Consider the following 23212-nt stretch of genomic DNA (forward strand, 5'->3'; position numbering starts at 1 on the left):
TTAAGTTTGTTAGTCATTAAACACATAAATGACAGTCAATCCAAGGCGTATCTTATCTTACTATGTGTGACAATTTTCGATCTGATATTTGATATAGCGGGGAGCATAATGATCAATAATTGTGAATATGCTCCACGTGGTCTTAATTTTGCGACTAATACAATCTTTCTTTTGATGCAATCAATCTTACCATATTTTCTAATGGTATATGTTGTTATTCTAGGCAGCACATATTATTCAAGCAAGAAAAAAATATTCTATATTGTTTCCGCCATTCCGGCAGGATTTATGGCAATTCTTACCATTGTCAATATTTTCGTGACCACAGTATTTTATATAGATGACAAAGGATATCATTATGGAAAATTCCATTCCCTTTTCTACATCTTTTCCGTACTCTATATGATACTCAGTTTGGGCTATACATTTGTAATTCCAAATAATATACGAAGAAGGAAAAAAATGATAGTCCTTGCCATGGTTGTGATGATATTTATTGCTGTGGCAGTTCAATTTATGTGGCCGACATACAATATTACCGGTGCAGGTGTGGCATTATCACTTTTTATACTTTATCTTACGGTTGAAAATCCTGCGGCATACAGAGATCCTCTTACTATGGCACTGAACAGAACAGCATTTCTTCACAAGACGGATGAGTTAAGAAGAACCGGTACTAAAATGGAAGTCTATACGCTGGCTTTGGATAACTTCAAAATGGTCAATGAAGTTTATGGTATGGAGGGCGGCGATAAGGTGCTCGAAATGCTTGTTCGCGACCTGAAGAGGAAGGTAAGTAAAAATGATGTATATAGATACAGCGGAGATATATTTGCCATAGTTCTCAGTGGAAAAGCTGTCGGCAGCAGGGGCGTCAGGGATATTCAGAAGATTGTCGAACAGCAGTGGGAACTTAAGGGAATAGAACTTGATCTGTCCGGATGTATATGTCATATTCCTGCGGAGTATAAGATTGACAGTCCGAAGAATCTGATAAGAAGTATGGATCATATGATAGCTGAAGCGAAGAAGAAAGGTAAGGGCAGCGTTGTAGAACTTGATGATGCTATGATCGAGACTATGAAACGCAGATCGGATATCGAGCAGGCGCTTATGGCTGCTGTAGAAACAGGTGTATTTGAAGTGTATTACCAGGTTATTTATGATTCGGCCAGAGACAGTTTTCATTCGATGGAGGCTCTTGCGAGATTAAATGTTCCGGGATATGGATATGTTTCGCCTGAGGAGTTTATCAGGATTGCCGAGCAAAATGGTTTGATTACAAAGATAGGAATGCTTGTCCTTGAAGAAGTTTGCAGAACTGTAAAAGAAGAAAAACTTTGGGAATATGGTATAGATTATGTTGAAGTAAACCTTTCGGTTGTTCAATGTATGCGAGAAACACTGGATGTAGAGATAATGGATATAATCAGAAGATTTGGAATTCCGAATAAAATGATAAATCTTGAGATCACCGAAAGTGCAGCAGCTTATTCTGAAAAGACTCTGGTACAGAATATGGAGCGACTCAGAAAAGCCGGTATCGAATTTTCTCTTGATGATTACGGAACAGGATATTCCAACATCAATTATGTGGCTGAACTTCCGTTTTCAATCATCAAGATTGATAAATTCTTTGTCTGGTCAGCTTTCAAAGATGAAAAGATGCGCAAGGTTCTTAAGAATACCATAGAAACTTTCAAAAATATTAATTTTAAAGTCTTGGCAGAAGGCGCCGAAGATAATATTATGGTGGAAGGGCTCAAGGAAATGGGTATCGATTTTATTCAGGGATATTATTATTCAAAGCCTGTGCCTAGAAAACAAATGGTTGAATTTTTAAGAAAGGCTAATGGTAAAAAAGATGGGATCAGCGCCGACTAAAAAATATTATGCAGTAAGAAAAGGGCTTAATCCGGGTATATATAATACATGGGATGAATGTAGGAAAAATGTTATAGGTTTTTCTGGAGCAATTTATAAGAGCTTTACTTCACTTGAAGAAGCAAAGAGTTTTATGAATGGTGGCAGCAGTACAGCTGACCTGGAGGAGGCAGGTAACTCCGCAACCGGTCAGGGAAAAGGAAATGCAGAAGTAAATAGTGCAGTAGTCAAGAATTATGCTTTCGTCGATGGATCATTTAATTCGTCAAGCAATGTATATGGTTATGGCGGTTTCCTTGTGGCAGGAGATAAAAAGTATGTCCTTCAGGGAAGAAATGATGATGAGGAAATGGCCTCGATGCGAAATGTTGCCGGAGAGATATGCGGAAGTATGGCAGCGGTTGAAAAAGCAATAGAACTTGGGCTTCCGGAGATTAGTATTTACTACGATTATATGGGAATCGAGATGTGGGCTCTCGGTACCTGGAAGAGAAATAAAAAGGGTACAGTCGAGTATTATGAATATATGCAGCAGGCTTCCAAAAAGATCAGATTGAAATTCATTAAGGTCAAAGGTCATTCCGGTATAGAAGGAAATGAAGAAGCTGACAGACTTGCAAAAGAAGCGGTAGGAATCATTTGATTCCTACCGCTATTTCCATATTTCAAAGGTTATTATGCGCTATATACTATATTTCCGTTACAAATTGTATAATGAATCTTTCCCGGAAGTTCCCAACCGATAAACGGACTGTTGGAAGCTTTTGATGCGAATTCTTCTTCACGAACGATCCAGTTTTCATTTTCACCGAAAATGATAAGATCTGCAGCAGCCCCGGCAGAAATTCCTTTATAATCCAAATGATAAAATTTAGCAGGATTTTCACTCATAAGGGATATAAGCTTCATAAGGCTTATATGTCCTGGTTGAACAAGAGATTTTATACCTAAGGCAAGAGATGTCTCGATGCCGGTGATTCCACTTGGAGCCTTATCGAGAGGACGGCTCTTTTCTTCTGCACTATGTGGAGCATGGTCTGTAACGATCATGTCTATGGTGCCGTCTTTCAGGCCTTCAATTATAGAAAGTCTGTCTTCTTCAGTGCGGACAGGAGGATTCATTCTTGCATTTGTTCCATATTTAAGAACTGCTTCCTCGGTCAGTGTAAAGTGATGGGGTGTTGCCTCGGCGTGGATATCAGCGCCCATTTTTTGGAAGCTTCTTACGATATCAACAGAATTTTTGGAGCTTATATGCTGGATGCAGAGTGAGGCGCCTGTATTAAGTGCGAGTACAGCATCTCTTGCAGTCATGATCTCTTCAGCAATCCTGTCTGCTCCGCCGTAGCCAAGTTTTTCAGAAACCGCGCCTTTATTAACTCCGGCCTGATAAACGAATTTAGGATCCTCTTCATGGAGAGCTACAGGAAGATTAAGTTCGGCTGCCTTTTTGAGAGCTGCATAGAGAACTGATTCATCCATAATAGGAAGTCCGTCATCTGTAAATCCTGCGGCACCTTCTGAAGCAAGAAGATCCATATCTACAAGTTCTTCGCCTTTCATCCCCTTGGTAACGGTTGCTGTCTGAAGAACATTTATTCCGGTTGTCTTTCCCTTTTCCAGAATGTAATGAAGAGTTTCAAGATTATCCACAGCCGGCTTTGTGTTGGCCATAAGGATTACAGTGGTAACGCCGCCTCTGGCAGCTGCGGCCGATCCTGTGATTATATCTTCTTTATAAGTGAATCCCGGATCACGGAAATGAACATGTGCATCTACAAGTCCCGGAGTAATTGTAAGTCCCGATGCATCGATGACCTGGAGATCATTATCATTTATTTCTTCAGGAGATAAGGAATCACTAACAGATTGAATCTTTCCATCGGAAATAAGGATATCGGCTGTTTTGTCTGTATTTGTATATGGATCGACGATATGTCCGCCTTTAATAAGTATCATAATATTATATATGTCCGAGCCTTAACTTATAATGATCAAAATGATCTTATAAGAAAACCCGGACGTTCCTTTCATGTGTCTTTTGTTATTTGCTTTTTAAAATAATTACATGTATAAATCCACCGCCGGTGGGAATAGATGAATTTAAATTTATAGCAATAAACCACCGGCCGGAAGAGTTACATTTAATTACATAGCTGTATATCCGCCATCGACCGGAAGAGCTACACCTGTAACATAAGATGAAGCAGGCGAAGAAAGGAAGATAGCTGCTGTATCAAGCTCGCCTTCATTTCCGTATCTTTCAACAGGGATATTTGCCTTAGCATGAGCTACAAAGAAATCGCTTCTGAGAGTTTCCTCTGTAAGTGGTGTGTAGAAATATCCAGGACAAATAGCATTAACTGTTATATTGTACTGTCCCCATTCAGCAGCGAGTGCTCTTGTAAGATTAACAACTCCGCCCTTAGCAGCGTGGTAAGGTGCAGCAGGTGCAATCTTATTACCAACAAGACCATACATTGAAGATATGTTGATGATTCGTCCGTATTTTGCAGGTATCATAGCTTTCTTAGCTACTGAACGAGCGAATTTAAATGAACCGAAAAGATCGATATTGAATTCATTTTCGAACTGCTCATCTGTAATGTCCTGGGCAGGGGCAACAGCTCCTGTTCCGGCATTGTTGATAAGTATGTCTATTCTTCCGAATTTCTCAAGGATTGTATCAACTACTTCCTCGATATTTGCAGTATCTGTTATATCACAACGAAGACCTATAGCAGGAACATTATATTCTTTAGTAATATCTGCACAAACTTCGTCAAGAAGGTTTTGGCGACGGGCCACTGCGACTATGGTTGCACCGCAACTTGCGAGGGCTTTGGCCATCTGAACTCCGAGTCCGGTTGAGCATCCGGTAACTATAGCAACATTTCCTGTAAGATCAAAATAATTCTTCATATGTTCCTCCTATATCTATGTTATTTTAGTTTTTCAGCCCCGAGCATATCGGTTAAAAATATGCTCGAACACCAATCAATATTATACCATATCATAAGGATAAAGTACAAACCGGAATGAGAGGGAAAATATTGTGCGGATAAAATTATAAACCGAATGATGAAATAAGAATTGTATAATGATGGAATAAGAACTGTATAATGATGAAATAAGAACTGTATAATGATGGAAAAATAAATATATCACGGGTAATAACTATAATATCTCCGTGGTGTTTTAAAGATGTTCCGTGATATGATAGAAGGCGTTATGGATACGAACTATTAATCTACATTTTTATATGATTTACAGGAGGGTGTAATGGCTTTATTTGAGAGACCTAATGTAACTAAAAGAGAAGACGGAGGAAAATGTTGGAAGCATCAATATGACTCATTTTATCTCAAATCATATGTTCCTTCGACAACCATAGACGGCACCGTAAATAATTACGGATTCAGAGCGCCGCTTCTTTTGGTTTTTGAAGAGAATAAAATGAGTATGGATGAAGCTATAAAATTTGCGGAAGAAAATGGATTGGCAAAGATAGCTTCGGATTATGATTCCTGTGTTCTTTTTATTTATCCGACATGCGAAGGCGGCTGGGAAGCAGCTGATGAAAATTTATATATAGATCTTATTGCGGAAGTTAAGAATCATCCTGAATATGAGGACGGAATAGCTGAGATACATGACTTCTTTACATCCGAATTTAAAGGTTTTTTTGTAAGAGGCGCAGTATTCAGAGCAGATATCTACAGTTACGGAAAGTCTGCGGATTATGTTGCAACGAAGCTTCTGAAGAAGATAGACGGAGAGTATCTCTGGGGACCGGGCGAGATAACACCTGCATGCTGCTATATGGAGAGACTCAGCGTTACTCCGGTTATAGAGAGGAAAGATATACCTGTAATCAGTGTAGGCAACAGTCCGGAGATTAATGAGTATTTCAAGGAATGTGAGAATCATCTTATAGAGGACAGCTCCGATTATGTGGGAGATTACAATTCATTTGTAAGACGCTATAAAATGTGGTGCGGCAAGATCGAGATAGAGCCTGATTTTGAAGAACTTAATATGACAGAGGAAGCAGGATTTACAGAAGTAAAAACTTCACCTGATCATAGAGGAAGATTTAAAGGTGTTCCGACACATAAGGTTGGATATTTTGCATATTACAATAATGGTATTTTCGATAAAGGGCCAGTTCCTCTTCTTGTGGGATTCCATGGAGGCGGAGACTCGTCTATGTATTTCACATTCGTGGCAGGATGGTGGAATGTGTGCCATAGACATGATTTCTTATTTGTTTCAATCGAAAATCATATGGACGTAAGCGCAACAGAAGCGGTTGAAGTTATAGAAGATCTTCAGAAAAAATATAATATAGACAAAAATCGTATATATGCGGCAGGCTTCTCTATGGGAAGCGGAAAAACTTGGGATCTTTTTATGGAATATCCTGAAATACTTGCCGGTGTTGCACCTAATGATGCATTATTCCCTATGAAGAATAATCAGTTCGGGCTTAGCATTGATGATCCGGGTATCAACAAAACAGTGTCTGTGCCAATGTATTATTCAGGCGGTGAGATGACACCTCTTCCTGAGTTACCTTGCCAGAATGAAGTATGTCTTGACAGGATCAAATACCTTGCTGATGTAAATAAACTTAAGGCTGATTTTAATTTCGGCTTTGATGAGCAGGAGAAATGGGCTGATAAAGAATACTGCGGTAAACCTGATAGAATAGAGAAACTTAGGGACGAAACCAGAGATGCGATACTTACTGAAAGATATTATGAAAGTGAGGATGGTATCTGCAGAACAGTCCTTGCAAGTATAGATAATCAGCAGCATGAATTAAGAGAACATACTTGTGAAAATGCATGGAAATTCATTTCTCAGTTTTCGCTGTAAATAATTTTTTAATTAAATAACAAAAAAATATTCAGGCTCGCGGGCATTTTTTCCTGCGAGCCTTTTTGACCATATGATGCATATATGCTATAATCAAAAAGAATATATGGAGTGTTAAACTAAGGAAGATAGGAGGATTAGCCTATGCATTACGCGATTTCAGATGTTCACGGATGCTACTATGAGTTAATAGATCTTCTGGACAAGATCAATTTCAACAAAAAAGACACACTATATATTATTGGTGATACTGTTGATCGAGGCGAAGCAAATGTTGACGTGCTTCAGTTCATGATGGAACATAAAAATATTGTTCCGCTTCTTGGAAATCATGAACTTATGGCCCTTCAGGTACTTCCGGCGATCATAGGTAAAAGTAACGATGACATAAACATTTTGATGCAGGGAGAGTCATTCAGAAATGCTCTGAAGCAGTGGTATTACAATGGCGGTATCGTTACCGTTGAGCAGATACTTCAGCTTCCGGTGGAAGAGCAGCAGAAAATCCTTGAATATATGCAGGGATTCAAGCTTTATGACAAGATTACCATTAAGGGTATAAACTATCTTTTGATTCATTCACTTCCGGAAAAAAAGGATGCATATAAGCATATAGACGACGGTACTTATTCAACCATGTCGCTTCTTTTTGGAAGACCGAATTTTGATAGACCTGATTATTATAAATTTGATGAAGATATAATCATAGTGATCGGTCATACACCAACTGCGGTAATTCCGAGTGCTATTCCCGGCAGATATTTTAAATGTGGAAATATAGTCAACATTGACTGTGGTTGTGTTTCGGGAAGGTCACTTGGGGTATTGTGTCTGGAAACAGGTAATGTTGTTTATACGAAAAGTCGTTACAGAAGGTTATAATAAAACACACAAAGAGAGGGACAACGTAAATGGGCAAATATTTTGGTACTGATGGATTTAGGGGAGAAGCAAATGTTGGACTTACTGCAGATCATGCATATAAAGTCGGAAGATTTCTTGGATGGTATTATAACGAGCTGAGAAGAAGGGCCGGAGATGAAACTCCTGCAAAGGTCGTTATAGGAAAAGATACAAGACGTTCAAGTTACATGTTTGAGTATTCATTGGTTGGAGGACTTGTAGCATCCGGAGCAGATGCTTATCTGCTTCATGTAACTACAACACCTTCAGTTGCTTATATAACAAGAATGGATGAGTTTGATTGTGGTATCATGATATCAGCGAGCCACAATCCTTATTATGATAATGGTATCAAGCTTATCAGCGGCTCAGGTGAGAAGATGAAAGAGGATACCATAGAGCTTATCGAAGCATATCTCGACGGAAATCTTGTAGTATTTGACAGCAAATGGGATACTATTCCTTTTGCAACAAAGGAGAAAATAGGCTGCACAGTTGATTATGCATCAGGAAGAAACAGATATATCGGATATCTCATTTCACTTGGTATGTATTCACTTAAAGATATGAAGATCGGACTTGACTGCGCAAATGGTAGTTCTTGGAATATTGCCAAGACTGTATTTGAAGCATTCGGTGCAAAGACATATATTATAAATGCAGAGCCAAACGGAACAAATATCAACAGAAATGCAGGCTCAACTCATATTGAAGGCCTTCAGAAATTTGTTGTTGAGAATGGCCTTGATGTAGGATTTGCATATGATGGTGACGCTGACAGATGTCTGGCTGTTGATGAAAATGGCGAGATAGTCAATGGAGATCATATTTTATATATTTACGGTAAATACCTTAAAGAGCAGAATAAGTTGAAGAATAATACTGTTGTAACAACAGTTATGTCTAACTTCGGACTTTATAAGGCATTTGATGAAGAAGGCATTGATTATGCCAAGACAGCAGTTGGAGACAAATATGTTTATGAATATATGATTCAGAATGATTGCTGCATAGGTGGTGAGCAGTCAGGACATATTATTTTCTCTAAATATGCTACAACCGGTGACGGTATACTTACTTCTATCAAAATGGTTGAAGTTATGAAGGATAAGAAGCAGAAGCTTTCGGAACTTAAGAGAGGATTTACAGTTTATCCTCAGGTGCTTAAGAATATCCGCGTTAAGGATAAGAGAGAAGCTCAGAGTGATAAAGATGTTATTGCTAAAGTTGATGAAGTTGCAGCTTTGCTTGGAGACAGCGGAAGAATACTTGTTAGAGAATCAGGTACTGAGCCTGTTGTAAGAGTAATGGTTGAAGCAGCGGATGAAAGCGTTTGCAACCAGTATGTAGATAGTGTCATTGAAGTTATCAAAGCTAAAGGACACGTAGAATAATCATATAAAATAAAATGATTTATGATCAGCCGGTGCACATTTGTGATAATTGTCGTGCGAGATTTTAATAAGAAACAGTTTATGAAGGACTTAAGCCTTTCATAGACTGTTTTTTTTAGCCGCTTTTGACGTATTAAAAATCATTTCACATAAACTTCACAAAAATTGTTAGCACTCACTATTGACGAGTGCTAACAGCTGTGATATAACATAATCAAGTTGAGAAACTTAAAGCCCACCTGCAAAAAGAATGGACGGAGATTTGTTGGTTATGATCCGGTAGATAAACCGGACATACAGATTGAAAGGAGAAAAATTATGTATTACACAAATATTTTTAATGATGGTTTTGTAGAGGATTTTCTTGATGAGTTATTCGGAGGAGCAACAGGAAGAAGTTGCGGTGAAGAGAATAAAAAGAGCCAGCCTCCAAAGAGAGTCGCTAATTTAAGAACAGATATCAGTGAGGATGATAAGGGGTACAAATTTGAAGTAGACCTTCCGGGATTTGATAAGTCAGAAGTTAGCATCGAACTTAAGAATGACTATCTTACTATAAGAGCTGAGCATGCTGAGAAAGAAGAGAATAAGGAAGCTGAGGAGACTAAGTATCTCAGAAAAGAAAGATATAAAGGTCTCAGACAGAGAAGCTACTATGTCGGAGAGAATATCAAAGCAGAAGGCATTAAAGCAAGCTTTAATAATGGAGTACTTACCATTGATGTTCCAAAGCCTGAACCAAAGGAAGAGGCTAAGGTAACAATCAACATTGATTAATATATTTCATATTATTTTTCCTTATCAAAGGGCTCCGGTTAATTTCCGGAGTCCTTATTGGTTTGTAGACGACATTTTCATTGTATACCATGAAATTTAAGATTTATGCGTTATAGCCGACGTATATCAATAAACAGAATATATTTTAACGCATGGGATTAATATGTTAAAATAAAGATAATAATGTATAAAAATAGGAGTTTTACATGCAAGATACAAATAATAAAAATGAAGTGAATAATAAAGTTCTTACAGGTGAAAGGGCGCTTTTTAATGTGAGTAACTTAATTGTAAATGAGTGTACTTTTGAAGATGGCGAGTCACCGCTTAAGGAAAGCAGTTTTCTAAAGATTTACAAAAGCAGCTTCAACTGGAAATATCCGCTTTGGTATTGTCATGATGTTGAAGTCAGTGACAGCAGACTTTCTGAAACGGGAAGAGCAGGAATCTGGTACACTGATAAGCTTAAGATGGTTGATACCATTATAGAAGCACCAAAGGCTTTCAGAAGATGCAAAGGTCTGAAACTGGAAAATGTCAGTTTTACAAATGCATCTGAAACCATGTGGAAATGTACAGATATAATGATGAATTCCGTTGATGTTAAGGGGGATTATTTTGCTATGAACAGCAGTAATATTGTAGCTGATAATCTTACAATAGATGGTAATTATCCTTTTGACGGAGCAAAGAATGTTGAGATAAGAAATTCAAAACTTATTTCAAAAGATGCATTCTGGAATGCTGAAAATATAACGGTATATGATTCATTTATATCAGGTGAATATCTTGGATGGAACTCGAAGAATGTAACATTTATCAATTGTACCATCGAGAGTCTTCAGGGGCTCTGCTATATTGACGGGCTTGTGATGAAGAACTGCAAAACTGTTAATACCAATCTTGCATTTGAATATTCTACATGTGATGTTGAATTAACAAGTCATGTGGACAGCATCAAAAATCCTTCAGGCGGAAGCATCCGTGCTTTATCAGTGGGAGAACTTATCATGGAAGAAGATAAGGTAAATGTTGATGCAACAAAGATTATCATCGGTAATGAGAATTAATGACTGAAAACTTAGATAATACAGTCCGGATTAGTACAGACAAAACACAGAAATATTAGCTTAAATTATTGATAATGAGGGTACAGATATATGTTTGATTTTGACGAGATTGTTGACAGATCAGGAACAAATTCCATCAAATGGGATATTAAAGAAGGCGAGCTTCCGATGTGGGTGGCAGATATGGATTTCAAAACTGCGCCACCTGTTATTGATGCGCTTAAGAAAAGAGTGGATCATGGGATTTTTGGATACTCGGACTATACAGAGGAATGGAAAGAGGCCTATGTCGGATGGTGGAAGAGAAGACATGATTTCGAGATGGATAAGGATGCACTTATCTTTTCAACGGGAGCAATACCTGCTATTTCGAGTATAGTAAGAAAGCTCACAACTCCAGCTGAGAAAGTTGTACTTCTGACACCGGTTTATAACATTTTCTTTAATTCGGTAGTCAATAACGGAAGATTTCCGGTGGAGTGTCCTCTGAAATATGTTGAAAACAGTGATGCAAATAATTGTATAAATAATTGCAGTGAAAGCAGTAATGATATGGCTGCTGATGATAAGAATTCTTCCGATAAAAAAGTTTGTGCGGATGGTCATTTCGAGATTGACTGGGAGAATTTTGAAAAGGTATGCAGTGATCCTCAGGTATCTCTTCTTATATTCTGCAATCCTCATAATCCTACAGGAACGGTCTGGGATAAGGAATCGCTTGCAAGGGTTGGAGAAATCTGCTTTAGAAATCATGTAAGAGTCATTAGTGATGAAGTGCACTGCGATCTTGTTTGTCCGACAGGACATTATATACCATTTGCTTCAGTGAATGAAGTGAATAAAAAGATAAGCATTACATGTCTTGCTCCTTCAAAAAGCTTTAATATTGCAGGACTTGCAGGTGCCGCTGTTTATGTTCATGATGAGGACATCCGTCATAAGGTATGGAGAGGAATCAATACTGATGAAGTCGGAGAACCAAATGCATTTGCTGTTCAGGCAGCTATTGCAGCATATAATTATGGCGAAGAGTGGCTTGATGAATTAAGAAAATATATTGCCATCAATAAGGATCTTACCAAGACATTTATTCAGAATGAAATCCCTCATCTTAAATATGTCAGCGGACCGGCTACATATTTATGTTGGGTTGATGCAAGAAGTTTTGGTAAAGGAAATGAAAAATTCACTGATTTCCTTCGCAGAACCACAGGATTGTGGATATCTGACGGGGCGGCTTACGGTAAAGCCGGTGAAGGATTCCTCAGAATTAATGTTGCTACTCCTAAATGCAATGTGGAGGATGGACTCGAGAGGCTGAAAAAGGGTGTGGAGCTCTATACCAGATGAATGAAAATATAAAAATATCAAAATCAGGCAAACTGCTTATGCAGATAAGAAATGGTGAAACATTAAGCACATCCGAAAAGATATATCTTACGGCTGTGCTTAGTTTTCCTGCAATCCTTGCTCAGATAGTTTCCATTGTTATGCAGTATATTGATGCGGCGATGGTAGGACATCTGGGAGAGAATGCATCTGCATCCATAGGACTTATTTCAACATCTACCTGGCTTGTGGGTGGAACCAGCATGGCAGCGGTTTCCGGTTTTTCCATACAGGTTGCTCAGGCAATCGGAGCGAAGAAATATAAATATGCAAGAAAGCTTATGTGGCAGTCTTATTTTATTGTACTGGGACTGGCTCTTATTCTTATGCTCGGAGGTCTTATCATAGTGCCGGTTCTTCCTAAGATGCTTGGTGGAAGTGCGGATATAGTAGATGATGCGGGAAAGTATTTTATGATTTTTTCATTGGGACTTCCTATAGTTGCAATGAGCAGACTTGCAGGCGCTATGCTTCAGGCTAGCGGAAATATGAAGGTTCCCGGGCTTCTTAACTCTTTGGTTTGTATTCTTGATATTATTTTCAATTTCTTTTTTATATTTCCTACAGATAGTTATAAAGTTTTCGGCATGAATATAACTCTTCCGGGAGTCGGGCTTGGAGTTATGGGAGCCGCAATCGGAACCGTAACGGCAGAGCTGGTTGTTTGTATCCTTATGTATTATTTTCTGTGGGGTAAAAGATCCATACTTTCAAAAAAATACATCGGTCATGAAATCGAGGAAGATCGTGGTGAAATATATGATGAAGAATTCGGAAACAGTAAAAAGATAAGCGGTAAAGAATTCAATAAAGCAGATCTTCGCAGGGCATGGATGCTGGCTTGGCCTATAGGGCTTGAGCATATAGCTATCTGCGGGGCAATGGTTGTTACAACTGTGATAGTTGCACCTCTTGGTAAGGTTGCCATTGCTGCAAATTCATTTGCCATAACTGCTGAGAGCCTTTGCTATATGCCGGGCTACGGAATAGGTGATGCGTCGGCAACTCTGGTTGGACAGAGTATAGGTGCCGGACGAAGAGGAACAGCTTATTCATTTGGAAAGATCACTATAGCTGCAGGTATGGTGATAATGACTCTTACCGGAATTATCATGTATATAGCTGCACCTTATATGATAGGATTTCTTACTTCAGTCAAAGAGATAAGGGATCTTGGAACTTCGGTGCTCCGTATAGAAGCATTTGCGGAACCTTTTTATGCAGCATCAATTGTTGCAGCGGGAGCATTAAGAGGGGCCGGAGATACACTTAAACCATTTATAATGAATCTTGTCAGTATCTGGGGAGTTCGACTGGTGCTGGCATTTACTCTTACAGGAAGAGTCGGAAAGCTTTTTGGCATTACTTCGGGAGAAGGAATTATCGGTAAGATATTCAGAAAAAATTATGGCCTGAAGGGAATCTGGATAGCTATGTGTCTTGAGCTTTGTTTTAGAGGAACCATTTTCCTTATCAGATTTATCAGGAAAAAATGGATTCCGAATATAAAAAAGGAAGATCTATAAAAGATCTTCCACGACTTTTGCTATATTTTCCATTTTCTCTGTGGGTTCATATCTGGCGACAACTTCACCGGAACGATCTATTAAGAAAATGGTGAAATTCCATTTGATATCAGGATTATCTTTGTAATTCTTGTCCAAGGTCTTAAGAAATGCGGACATTACAACACCTCTCGGATTTTTGCCGAATCCTTCAAATCCCTTCTTTTCTTTTAGATATTTAAAAAGAGGAATTGCATTGGGACCATTTACATCAGCTTTCTTCATCTGAGGAAACTGAGTATTGTATTTCATTGTACAGAATTCATGTATCTCTGCATCGGTGCCCGGTGCCTGATCATCGAACTGATTGCAGGGAACGTCGATTATCTCAAATCCCTTTTCATGAAAATTTTCATACATCTGCTCAAGGTCTTTGTAATGAGGAGTGAATCCGCAACCGGTAGCAGTATTGACAACAAGGATAACTTTGCCTTTAAATTCGGACATGCGTATCTCGTTTCCGTTTGAATCTTCAACAGTGAGATCGTAAAAACTGTTCATAAGCGTACCCTCCTCCAATAGATATACTTCTTTTTCATTATACCATTTTTTTTATATAAAAGTTATTGTTTTTATAATTTTTTTGCAAAAATTTCTATCGAGACGAAAGTTATTTCTGCGTAAATGGTTAATTTGTCAATATTCGGATTTTTATTGACAGCTATAGGAATTGTATGATATAAAATAATTAACCGACAACCTGTCGGTATAATGAGGCTGGGATATGAATGGGTATTGGTAATGAGAGTAGTAAAGTCTGCAGAAGAAAGAAAAAATGAGATACTGGATGTTGCTGAACAGCTATTTGCGGAAAAAGGATTTGATAATGCCAGCACAAATGACATAATCAAAAGAATTGGAATTGCCCGAGGAACACTGTATCATCATTTTAAATCAAAAGAAGAGATACTCGACGCTATCGTTAACAGAATAACTAATGCCGGAATCGCGAGGGCTAAGATAATTGTATCAGATAAAACAATTCCCTTGCAGGATAGACTTACAGGGATAATTCTGGCACTGAATGTCAGCGGTGATGTGCAGGAAGAGGTTTTTGAACAGATTCATAAACCACAGAATGCTTTGCTTCATCAGAAGATGCAGGAACAGCTGTTAAGTGGTGTGGTGCCGATAATAACTACATTAATAGAAGAGGGAAATGAAATTGGATTATTTGATTCAAAGTACCCGGCAGAAGCTGCAGAGATGATCATGATTTATTCCAGTGTAGCTTTTGATGAGTTTTCAGATTTAAGCGCCAGGGAGATTGAAATAAAAGGAAAGGCATTTATCTGTCATATAGAAAGAATTCTGTCGGCAAAGGAAAACAGCCTGGTGGAACCAATCATGATAATATTCAAGAAACAGATGAAGCAGAAAAATTAACCCGGTGATGGGACATAAAGGGGTCTGTCAAAAGACCCCATATATTATAACTATCAACCGACAACTTGTCGGTTGATAAGGGAGATAAACTTTTAAGGAAGGTTGTATATGGAAAACAGATCAAATTATAAAAAATTTCTACTGTTATGGTGCGGTGAATTCATATCATCGATAGGAGGAGGTCTCACAAGCTTCGGACTTAGTATATATATCTTTCAGAAGACAGGGAGTGCAGCAAGCATGGGTCTAGTGGCATTACTTTCATTTCTTCCCATCTTACTGCTGAGTCCTGTAGCGGGAGTGCTTGCAGACAGATATGACAGATGCCTTATGATGATGATCGGTGACGGTATGTCGGGACTCGGATTGGTATATATACTCATATGTATGTTTGCAGGCGAAGCCGGACTATATCAAATATGTATCGGTGTATTTATAAGTGCAGTATTTTCGTCTTTGCTTGAACCTTCATACAGGGCAATAGTTACTGATATGCTGTCAAAGGATGAATACTCCAAGGCAAGCGGCATGATGAGTATAGCGGGAAGTGCAAGATATCTTATATCGCCTATGATCGCAGGATTTCTTCTTACAATCAGCGATGTTAAGCTGCTTATCATTATCGATATCTGTACTTTTATTCTGACAGTAATCTGTACAGCTGTAGTAAGAAGCAGCCGTATCGTAAGACAGAAAAAAACTACTGATTCCTTTGTGCAAAGTTTTAAGGTGGGATGGAAAGCTATAACTGAAAAAAAGGGTATATTTGTAGTGATTATGATTACGTCGGTGATAACCTGTTTTATGGGGGCTATCCAGATATTGGTTGAACCAATGATACTTGATTTTCAGACCGGTAAAGTTCTGGGAATAGCAGAAACAGTATGTGCAAGCGGTATGCTTGTGTCCAGTATATTTATAGGAATCATAGGGATAAAGAAGAATTTTACAAGGATACTAAGTATCTCTTTGACAATCTGCGGACTTGCAATGATAGGATTCGGATTAAAGGAAAATATATATATCATCTGCTGTTTTGGATTCCTGTTTTTCTTTATGCTTCCATTTGCAAATAATTGTCTTGATTATCTGGCCAGAACAAATATAGATGCTGATAAACAGGGAAGAGCATGGGGCTTAATAAGCTTTCTGTCACAGCTTGGATATGTAGTTGCGTATGCAGGGGCAGGGCTGTTAGCAGATAAGATAGCGGATGTAAGACATATAGGTATAGGTCGTGGAGCAGCAACGGTAATCATAATATCCGGTATCATGCTGGCGATAATTGCCACTTTAATCTCAAGGTTCAGATCGATCAGAGAACTGGAAAGCGGTGAGAAAAATGAATAAGCGATTAATTTTAAATGATTTTAAATCGAATAAGCTGATCAATATATCTACATGTCTGTTCATGGCGGTAACTGCGATGCTGCTGGGATTATCAATATATCTCTTTACGAGTCTGGTCGCATCAATAGACACTCTTATGAATAAGGCGGAAACACCACATTTTCTGCAGATGCATACGGGGGATCCGGAAGAAGCAAAGATTAATGAATTTGTAGCTTCAAGAGAAGATGTAGAAAAAAAGCAGATATGCAGATTTCTTAATCTCCAGAACAGCTGTCTTTCCATAGGAGATGTGTCATTTGAAACAAATATGCAGGATAATGGCCTTTGTTGTCAGGGGGAGTGCTTTGATTATCTGTTGGATGGATACAACAATGTGATCCAAGCAGGTTCCGGAGAGGTATATGTTCCTGTTGCTTATAAAAATGAATATAAGATTAAGCAGGGAGATACGATGAGGATCGGGACAGAAGAACTGACGGTTGCGGGCTTCTTAAGAGATTCGCAGATGAATTCGATGATGGCATCCTCAAAGAGATTTCTTGTGAGTGAAACGGATTATGAAAGACTTAAAGAGCTTGGAAGTGAAGAATATCTGATCGAGTTCAGACTTAAAGAAGGCAGTGATCCAAATAAATTTGCTACCGAGTATAAAGATGCGGGCCTGCCTGAAAATGGTCCCACTATCACATATCCGCTGATAAAAACTATGAATGCTCTTTCAGACGGAATAATGATACTGGTTATACTTCTGGTCAGTTTTGTTGTTTTGTTCATCTCTATAATATGCATCAGATACATTATCCTTACACAATTGGAAAAGGATAGACGAGAGATCGGCATGCTTAAAGCAGTAGGTATCAGGGGAAAGGATATCCGATTCCTTTATTTATCAAAATATCTGATATTATCCATGATAGGCTGTTTGGTGGGAATAGTTCTGGCGGTAGTAATAGCAGGATTACTTGGTTTCGGAATAAAGGAAATGTATGGCGAAACGGAGAATAAAGCTTTGGTATATATCTTTATGATCCTCGGAGCTTTTCTGGCAGAAGCGATCATTTTGATTTTTGTACGCAGGACACTTCGAAGAACTGAAAAAGAATCTGCGGTATCTGCTTTATGCGGACGTAGCAGTTCTTCCAAAAAGAATAATCTTTGGATACCTGCATTCATTATCTCAGCAGCTACAGTATTTATGATCCTTGTACCTATGGGAATGAAGAGTACTATGGCAGATCCGGAATTCGTAACATATATGGGCATAGGAAACAGTCATATACGTGTTGATGTCAGACAGAAGGATGATATCAATGCAGCAACTATAAAGATATCGGACGCTATACAAAAGGATGACAGAGTTGGAGAGCTTTCTGTGATGAAGACGAGAAGTTATAAGGTGAGGCTTCAGGACGGTAAAATATATGGTCTTATGCTCGAGAATGGGGATCACGGTATTTTCCCGGTTAATTATCAGGAAGGAAAATATCCGGAGAATGAAACGGAAATAGCGCTTTCTGTTATAAATGCAGAGGAAATGGGAGTTAAACCGGGGGATAAGGTTACTGTACTAAAAGATGATGGAGACGGGATAAATGAGGAATATTACTGTACAGTATGCGGTATATATTCAGATATAACCAATGGTGGAAAAACGGCTAAGGGTTGTTTTGATGACAGTAATGATAAATCTTCTCCTATGTGGAGTATAATTTACATCTCTCTTAAGGATGAAAGCATGATAAGTAAATGGGTTGAAGAATATCAAAGTATTTTTTCATCCGTTGACGAAGGTGTCAAAATAATTGAAATAGCTGATTATATCCGGGGAACATATGGCCAGACAATAAGAAATATAAATGATGCTTCAGTTTTGACGATGGCTCTGTCAGGAATCATCATTATGATCGTGATAATTTTACTGATGCGCCTGATAATCTGGAGAGATCGAAAGGATAGTTCACTTAAGAAAGCACTGGGCATCTCGTCATCAGAGATACGTAAAGATTATACGAAGAAACTTATTATATACACTCTGTCAGGAGTTGTTATCGGAGTATTACTTGGGGTATTTCTCGGACAGAAACTTGCGGCCGGATTTCTCAGTCTTATGGGGGCTACGGGATTTAAGTTTGTGATCAATCCGTTTGCTACGTTTATTCTGGTACCGGTACTTATAATGCTTTCAGTCGGTTTAGCTGCAATGATAAGTCTTACTGAGATAAAGAGAATACGTGCTGCCGAATGTCTTAACTCCGGAGTTGAATGATACTGATAGATGCAGGAGGTTTTTTATGAGCACTTTACTTAAAGTTAAAAATATAAAGAAAGATAATATTCTGAATTCTGTAAGCTTTGAAATGATGTCAGGGGAAATGATAGCGATTATGGGCCCTTCAGGCTCAGGAAAATCAACTCTTCTTTATAATGTATCCGGAATGGATCAGGCTGACGGAGGAGAAGTATGGCTTGGGGATACGGAGATAGTACATTTAAGCGAAGATGATAAGGCTAAACTCAGACTTAACAGGATGGGGTTTGTATTCCAGCAAATGAATATGATCTCAAACCTGAATATCATTGATAATATCGTATTTCCTGCAGTTCGTGCAGATAAGAAACATCGAGCAGAGCATTATGATCGTGCCCGGAAACTGTTGGATGATTTTCATATAGGAGATATAGCTGAGAAAAGAATAAGGGAGGTGTCAGGAGGGCAGCTGCAAAGAGCATGTATATGCAGAAGTATGATAATCAATCCGGAAATAATATTTGCCGATGAACCGACGGGGGCGCTTAACAGGACTTCGGCGGCGGAAGTGATGGAGGCATTTCTCAGGATAAATCGTAAAGGAGCAACCATAATGATGGTTACACATGACAGTTGGATAGCGAGTAAATGTGAAAGAATTATCTATCTGTTGGATGGAGAGATAAAAGGAGAGTTGAGGCTCGGAAAGAGTATGCCTGAGGATGGTAAAGAACGTGAGCCGAAATTAGTCCGTTGGCTGGAAGAATTTGGGTGGTAAATTGGTCGGGACCTGATTATTTTGGATGAATAAGCGGCAATTAGTTTACAGCCGCATAAATAGTTTTATTTGACCATGTTTTACTGGAGTGCTATACTATTGCAAAGTTACGGACATAATTAAGCGCGCAAACATTTGTCCGTGAGATTTCTAGATAAACAGAAAGGATATCCAAATTATGTATGATAAGGTTTCGACAAAACTGAACTTTACTGAAAATGAAGACAAAGTTTTGAAGTTTTGGAATGAAAACAAAGTATTTGAGAAGAGTATAGATGAGAAGAAAGATCTTCCTACTTATACTTTCTATGACGGCCCTCCAACGGCAAATGGAAAGCCACATATCGGCCATGTTCTTACAAGAGTTATCAAGGATATGATTCCTAGATATCAGACAATGAAGGGACATAAGATCATTCGTAAGGCCGGATGGGATACTCATGGACTTCCTGTTGAGCTTGAGGTTGAAAAGATACTTGGAATAAATGGTAAGGAACAGATCGAGGAATACGGCATTGAGCCATTCATCGGAAAATGTAAGGAATCAGTATGGCAGTATAAGAGTATGTGGGAGGAATTCTCCGGCAAGGTTGGTTTCTGGGCTGACATGGATGATCCATATGTTACTTATCATAATGATTATATAGAATCAGAGTGGTGGGCACTTAAGACAATCTGGGATAAGGGACTCCTTTATAAGGGATTCAAGGTTGTTCCATATTGTCCACGTTGTGGTACACCTCTTTCAAGCCATGAGGTTGCTCAGGGATATAAGACAGTTAAAGAGCGTTCAGCTATCGTAAGATTTAAGGCTATCGATCCTGAAGCTCCTGAGCAGTATTATTTCCTTGCATGGACAACAACTCCATGGACACTTCCGAGCAATACCTATCTTTGCGTAAATCCTGACGAGAATTATGTAAAGGTTAAGGCTGTTGACGGATATACATATGTTCTTGCAGAGGCACTTCTTGATAAGGTGATCGGTGGACTTCTTGAAGAGAAGGACAAAGAAGGAAAAGCTAAATTTACTGCAAATGCAGACGGCAAGGCTTATGAGATAATTGAGAGATATAAGGGTTCTGACCTTGAATATAAAGAATATGAGCCACTTTTTGCCTGCGCAGGCGAGAAGGCTGAGAAGCAGCATAAGAAAGCTCATTTTGTTGCATGCGACGGATATGTAACAATGGAAGACGGTACAGGTATCGTTCATATAGCTCCTGCATTCGGTGAGGATGACGGACGTGTTGGACGTAAGTATGAAGGTCCGTTTATCCAGTTCGTAGACGGAAAAGGTAACATGACAGAGGAGACTCCATTTGCAGGTCTCTTTGTTAAGGATGCCGATCCAAAGGTACTTGTTGATCTTGAATCAAGAGGACTTCTTTTTGCAGCACCTAAATTTGAGCATGATTATCCACATTGCTGGAGATGTGATACACCGCTCATCTATTATGCAAGAGAGTCATGGTTTATAAAGATGACAGCTGTTTCTGATGAAATGGTTGCAAATAATAATACAGTTAACTGGATACCTGAAGGTATAGGAAAAGGCCGTTTTGGTGAATGGCTTAAGAATGTTCAGGATTGGGGTATTTCTCGTAACCGTTATTGGGGTACTCCTCTTAATATCTGGGAATGCTCTGAAAATGGTAATCAGATAGCTATCGGAAGTATTGCCGAGCTTCGTGAAAAGGGTTATATCCTTGGAGAAAACGGTGAGAAGCTTCCTGTTCCTGAAGATATCGAGCTTCACAGACCATTTGTTGATGAAGTAATAATTGACGATCCTGAGTCAGGTGCACCAATGAGACGTGTTCCTGAAGTTATCGACTGCTGGTTCGATTCAGGTGCTATGCCATTTGCTCAGTGGCATTATCCATTTGAGAATAAGGAAATCTTCGAGGATAATTTCCCGGCAGACTTTATCTCTGAAGCGGTTGATCAGACAAGAGGATGGTTCTATTCACTTATGGCTGAGTCAACACTTCTTTTCAACAAGGCTCCATATAAGAACGTTATCGTTCTTGGACATGTTCAGGATAAAGATGGTCTTAAGATGAGTAAGTCAAAAGGAAATGCAGTTGATCCTATGGAGGCACTCGGTAAGTATGGTGCAGATGCTATAAGATGGTACTTCTATACTAATTCAGCTCCATGGCTTCCTAACCGTTTCCATGAAGATGCAGTACTTGAAGGCCAGAGAAAGTTCATGGGAACTCTTTGGAATACATATGCATTCTACACACTTTATGCAGAGATAGATCAGTTCAATCCGCTTGATTACAGCCTTGAATATGACAAGCTTTCTGTTATGGATAAGTGGCTTCTCAGTAAGCTTAATTCAGCAGTTAAGTCATTTGATGAACAGCTTGGCAATTACAGAATTCCTGAAGCAGCAAAGGTTCTTGCGGAATTTGTTGATGATATGAGTAACTGGTATGTAAGACGTTGTCGTGAGAGATATTGGGTTAAGGATATGCCTCAGGACAAGATAAATGCTTACATGACACTTTATACAGCACTTGTTACTATTTCAACAGTTGCTGCTCCTATGGTTCCATTCCTTACAGAGAGTATCTATCAGAATCTTGTAAGAAATCTTGATAAGGATGCTCCACTCAGTATTCACCTTTGTGATTTCCCTGAGGTTGAGGAAAGCTTTATCGATAAGGAACTTGAGGAGAATATGGAAGAAGTTCTTAAGTGCGTTGTATTCGGACGTGCAGCAAGAAATACTTCTAATATCAAGAACAGACAGCCAATCGCAAATATGTTCATTAAGTCAGACAAGGTTCTTCCTGAATTCTTTGTTGATATCATCAAGGATGAGCTCAATATAAAGAATGTTGAGTGGAAGGATGATGTATCTGAATTTTCAACATATATCTTCAAGCCACAGCTTAGAACAGTTGGTCCTAAGTATGGTAAGTTCCTTGGCGGAATCAAGGAATATCTTGCTAACGTAAACGGAAGCGAAGCAATGAATACACTCAAGTCAGAAGGCGTGCTTAAGTTTACTGTAAATGGTGAAGAGATAGCACTTGCAGAAGAAGATCTTCTCATCGATGTTGCAAAATCAGATGATTATGTAACAGAAGGTGATAACTACGTAACTGTAGTTCTTGATACAAAGCTTACACCTGAACTTATTGAAGAAGGTTATGTAAGAGAGATCATTTCAAAGATTCAGTCAATGCGTAAAGAGGCTGATTTCGATGTAACTGACAGAATTAAAGTATTTGTTGCAGATAATGATAAGATCAAAGAAGTTATCTCTTCAAATGCAGATGTTATAAAGACTGCAGTTCTTGCAGATGATATTTCTGACACTGATATGCAGGGATTCATCAAAGATTGGAATATCAATGGTGAAGACGTTAAGATGGGTGTCGAAAGAGTTTAATATATTTATATATTAAATCCATTAATTAAATAAATTTTATTTAACGAAAAGCAAAGGCGCTGTTCATGTAAACAGTGCCTTTTTTCGTGGTTTTTAAGATAAAATTTTCGCGATTTTGCAAATAAAGCAAAAAGTTTATATGGTTAAATCCGAAAAAAAAGTATATTATAGAATG

At 38.6% G+C, this 23212-nt stretch carries 17 protein-coding genes; 14 read left to right on the top strand and 3 right to left on the bottom strand.

The window, feature by feature from the left end:
- The first annotated feature begins 108 nt into the window (after positions 1-108).
- Together B5D25_RS02990 and B5D25_RS02995 are read left to right on the top strand one after the other, a co-directional pair.
- Positions 109-1884 (top strand): GGDEF domain-containing phosphodiesterase, encoded by a 1776-nt coding sequence (locus tag B5D25_RS02990; protein ID WP_159444064.1) that lies wholly within the window; start codon positions 109-111, stop codon positions 1882-1884.
- Positions 1853-2527, top strand: a complete 675-nt coding sequence (locus tag B5D25_RS02995; RefSeq protein WP_242870191.1) for a ribonuclease H1 domain-containing protein — start codon at positions 1853-1855, stop codon at positions 2525-2527. The genes B5D25_RS02990 and B5D25_RS02995 overlap by 32 nt, the downstream gene beginning before the upstream one ends.
- Before the next feature lie 32 nt (positions 2528-2559).
- Here the strand turns inward: B5D25_RS02995 and B5D25_RS03000 are convergent, their stop codons facing one another.
- Together B5D25_RS03000 and B5D25_RS03005 are read right to left on the bottom strand one after the other, a co-directional pair.
- A complete protein-coding gene (locus tag B5D25_RS03000; protein WP_078786285.1) occupies positions 2560-3843 on the bottom strand; it encodes a dihydroorotase in 1284 nt (427 codons plus the stop codon).
- Between the two features lie 189 nt (positions 3844-4032).
- Positions 4033-4806, bottom strand: a complete 774-nt coding sequence (locus B5D25_RS03005) for an SDR family oxidoreductase (RefSeq protein WP_078786287.1) — start codon at positions 4804-4806, stop codon at positions 4033-4035.
- A gap of 360 nt (positions 4807-5166) precedes the next feature.
- On the opposite strand from B5D25_RS03005, the gene B5D25_RS03010 reads away from it, so the two are divergent.
- The 7 genes from B5D25_RS03010 (at position 5167) to B5D25_RS03040 (ending at position 13824) form a co-directional block, all read left to right on the top strand.
- Positions 5167-6765 (top strand): hypothetical protein, encoded by a 1599-nt coding sequence (locus tag B5D25_RS03010; protein ID WP_078786288.1) that lies wholly within the window; start codon positions 5167-5169, stop codon positions 6763-6765.
- A 144-nt stretch (positions 6766-6909) separates the two neighbouring features.
- A complete protein-coding gene (locus tag B5D25_RS03015) occupies positions 6910-7647 on the top strand; it encodes a metallophosphoesterase (RefSeq protein ID WP_078786290.1) in 738 nt (245 codons plus the stop codon).
- 29 nt (positions 7648-7676) lie between these two features.
- Positions 7677-9062 (top strand): phosphoglucosamine mutase, encoded by a 1386-nt coding sequence (glmM, locus tag B5D25_RS03020; protein WP_078786291.1) that lies wholly within the window; start codon positions 7677-7679, stop codon positions 9060-9062.
- A 318-nt stretch (positions 9063-9380) separates the two neighbouring features.
- On the top strand, positions 9381-9839 hold the full coding sequence (locus B5D25_RS03025) for an Hsp20/alpha crystallin family protein (protein WP_078786293.1): 459 nt from the start codon (positions 9381-9383) through the stop codon (positions 9837-9839).
- A gap of 206 nt (positions 9840-10045) precedes the next feature.
- Complete coding sequence (locus B5D25_RS03030) at positions 10046-10909, top strand: DUF3737 family protein (protein WP_078786295.1); 864 nt, start codon at positions 10046-10048, stop codon at positions 10907-10909.
- A gap of 90 nt (positions 10910-10999) precedes the next feature.
- The gene (locus B5D25_RS03035; protein WP_078786297.1) at positions 11000-12259 is read left to right on the top strand and encodes a MalY/PatB family protein; all 1260 of its coding nucleotides are present in this window, start codon (positions 11000-11002) and stop codon (positions 12257-12259) included.
- A complete protein-coding gene (locus B5D25_RS03040) occupies positions 12256-13824 on the top strand; it encodes an MATE family efflux transporter (protein WP_078786298.1) in 1569 nt (522 codons plus the stop codon). The genes B5D25_RS03035 and B5D25_RS03040 overlap by 4 nt, the downstream gene beginning before the upstream one ends.
- Here the strand turns inward: B5D25_RS03040 and B5D25_RS03045 are convergent.
- Positions 13819-14364, bottom strand: a complete 546-nt coding sequence (locus B5D25_RS03045) for a glutathione peroxidase (RefSeq protein WP_078786300.1) — start codon at positions 14362-14364, stop codon at positions 13819-13821. The genes B5D25_RS03040 and B5D25_RS03045 overlap by 6 nt on opposite strands.
- Before the next feature lie 240 nt (positions 14365-14604).
- Between B5D25_RS03045 and B5D25_RS03050 the strand changes: the two genes are divergently transcribed.
- The 5 genes from B5D25_RS03050 (at position 14605) to ileS (ending at position 23037) form a co-directional block, all read left to right on the top strand.
- Entirely contained in the window at positions 14605-15249 is a 645-nt protein-coding gene (locus B5D25_RS03050; RefSeq protein WP_078786302.1) for a TetR/AcrR family transcriptional regulator, read from the top strand.
- A 108-nt stretch (positions 15250-15357) separates the two neighbouring features.
- A complete protein-coding gene (locus B5D25_RS03055; RefSeq protein WP_078786304.1) occupies positions 15358-16599 on the top strand; it encodes an MFS transporter in 1242 nt (413 codons plus the stop codon).
- Entirely contained in the window at positions 16592-18868 is a 2277-nt protein-coding gene (locus B5D25_RS03060) for an ABC transporter permease (protein ID WP_078786306.1), read from the top strand. Before B5D25_RS03055 ends, B5D25_RS03060 begins: the two co-directional genes overlap by 8 nt.
- Positions 18869-18893: 25 nt before the next feature.
- Positions 18894-19628: an ABC transporter ATP-binding protein gene (locus B5D25_RS03065; RefSeq protein ID WP_078786308.1), complete on the top strand. Its 735-nt coding sequence runs from the start codon at positions 18894-18896 to the stop codon at positions 19626-19628.
- Between the two features lie 178 nt (positions 19629-19806).
- Positions 19807-23037, top strand: coding sequence for an isoleucine--tRNA ligase (ileS, locus tag B5D25_RS03070; RefSeq protein WP_078786310.1), 3231 nt, complete (start codon positions 19807-19809; stop codon positions 23035-23037).
- Positions 23038-23212: the final 175 nt, after the last annotated feature.

Origin of the sequence: Eubacterium ruminantium (genome assembly GCF_900167085.1) — a bacterium.
GTDB classification, from domain to species: domain Bacteria; phylum Bacillota; class Clostridia; order Lachnospirales; family Lachnospiraceae; genus Eubacterium_Q; species Eubacterium_Q ruminantium.

Bases quoted from the DNA above. Each gene is read 5' to 3' on its own strand.
- B5D25_RS03030 (WP_078786295.1), top strand. From the start codon at position 10,046: ATGCAAGATACAAATAATAAAAATGAAGTGAATAATAAAGTTCTTACA.
- B5D25_RS03015 (WP_078786290.1), top strand. From the start codon at position 6,910: ATGCATTACGCGATTTCAGATGTTCACGGATGCTACTATGAGTTAATA.
- B5D25_RS02990 (WP_159444064.1), top strand. From the start codon at position 109: ATGATCAATAATTGTGAATATGCTCCACGTGGTCTTAATTTTGCGACT.
- B5D25_RS03065 (WP_078786308.1), top strand. From the start codon at position 18,894: ATGAGCACTTTACTTAAAGTTAAAAATATAAAGAAAGATAATATTCTG.
- glmM (WP_078786291.1), top strand. From the start codon at position 7,677: ATGGGCAAATATTTTGGTACTGATGGATTTAGGGGAGAAGCAAATGTT.
- B5D25_RS03050 (WP_078786302.1), top strand. From the start codon at position 14,605: ATGAGAGTAGTAAAGTCTGCAGAAGAAAGAAAAAATGAGATACTGGAT.
- B5D25_RS03035 (WP_078786297.1), top strand. From the start codon at position 11,000: ATGTTTGATTTTGACGAGATTGTTGACAGATCAGGAACAAATTCCATC.
- B5D25_RS03045 (WP_078786300.1), bottom strand. From the start codon at position 14,364: ATGAACAGTTTTTACGATCTCACTGTTGAAGATTCAAACGGAAACGAG.
- B5D25_RS03005 (WP_078786287.1), bottom strand. From the start codon at position 4,806: ATGAAGAATTATTTTGATCTTACAGGAAATGTTGCTATAGTTACCGGA.
- B5D25_RS03000 (WP_078786285.1), bottom strand. From the start codon at position 3,843: ATGATACTTATTAAAGGCGGACATATCGTCGATCCATATACAAATACA.
- B5D25_RS03040 (WP_078786298.1), top strand. From the start codon at position 12,256: ATGAATGAAAATATAAAAATATCAAAATCAGGCAAACTGCTTATGCAG.
- B5D25_RS03055 (WP_078786304.1), top strand. From the start codon at position 15,358: ATGGAAAACAGATCAAATTATAAAAAATTTCTACTGTTATGGTGCGGT.
- B5D25_RS03025 (WP_078786293.1), top strand. From the start codon at position 9,381: ATGTATTACACAAATATTTTTAATGATGGTTTTGTAGAGGATTTTCTT.
- ileS (WP_078786310.1), top strand. From the start codon at position 19,807: ATGTATGATAAGGTTTCGACAAAACTGAACTTTACTGAAAATGAAGAC.
- B5D25_RS02995 (WP_242870191.1), top strand. From the start codon at position 1,853: ATGGTAAAAAAGATGGGATCAGCGCCGACTAAAAAATATTATGCAGTA.
- B5D25_RS03010 (WP_078786288.1), top strand. From the start codon at position 5,167: ATGGCTTTATTTGAGAGACCTAATGTAACTAAAAGAGAAGACGGAGGA.
- B5D25_RS03060 (WP_078786306.1), top strand. From the start codon at position 16,592: ATGAATAAGCGATTAATTTTAAATGATTTTAAATCGAATAAGCTGATC.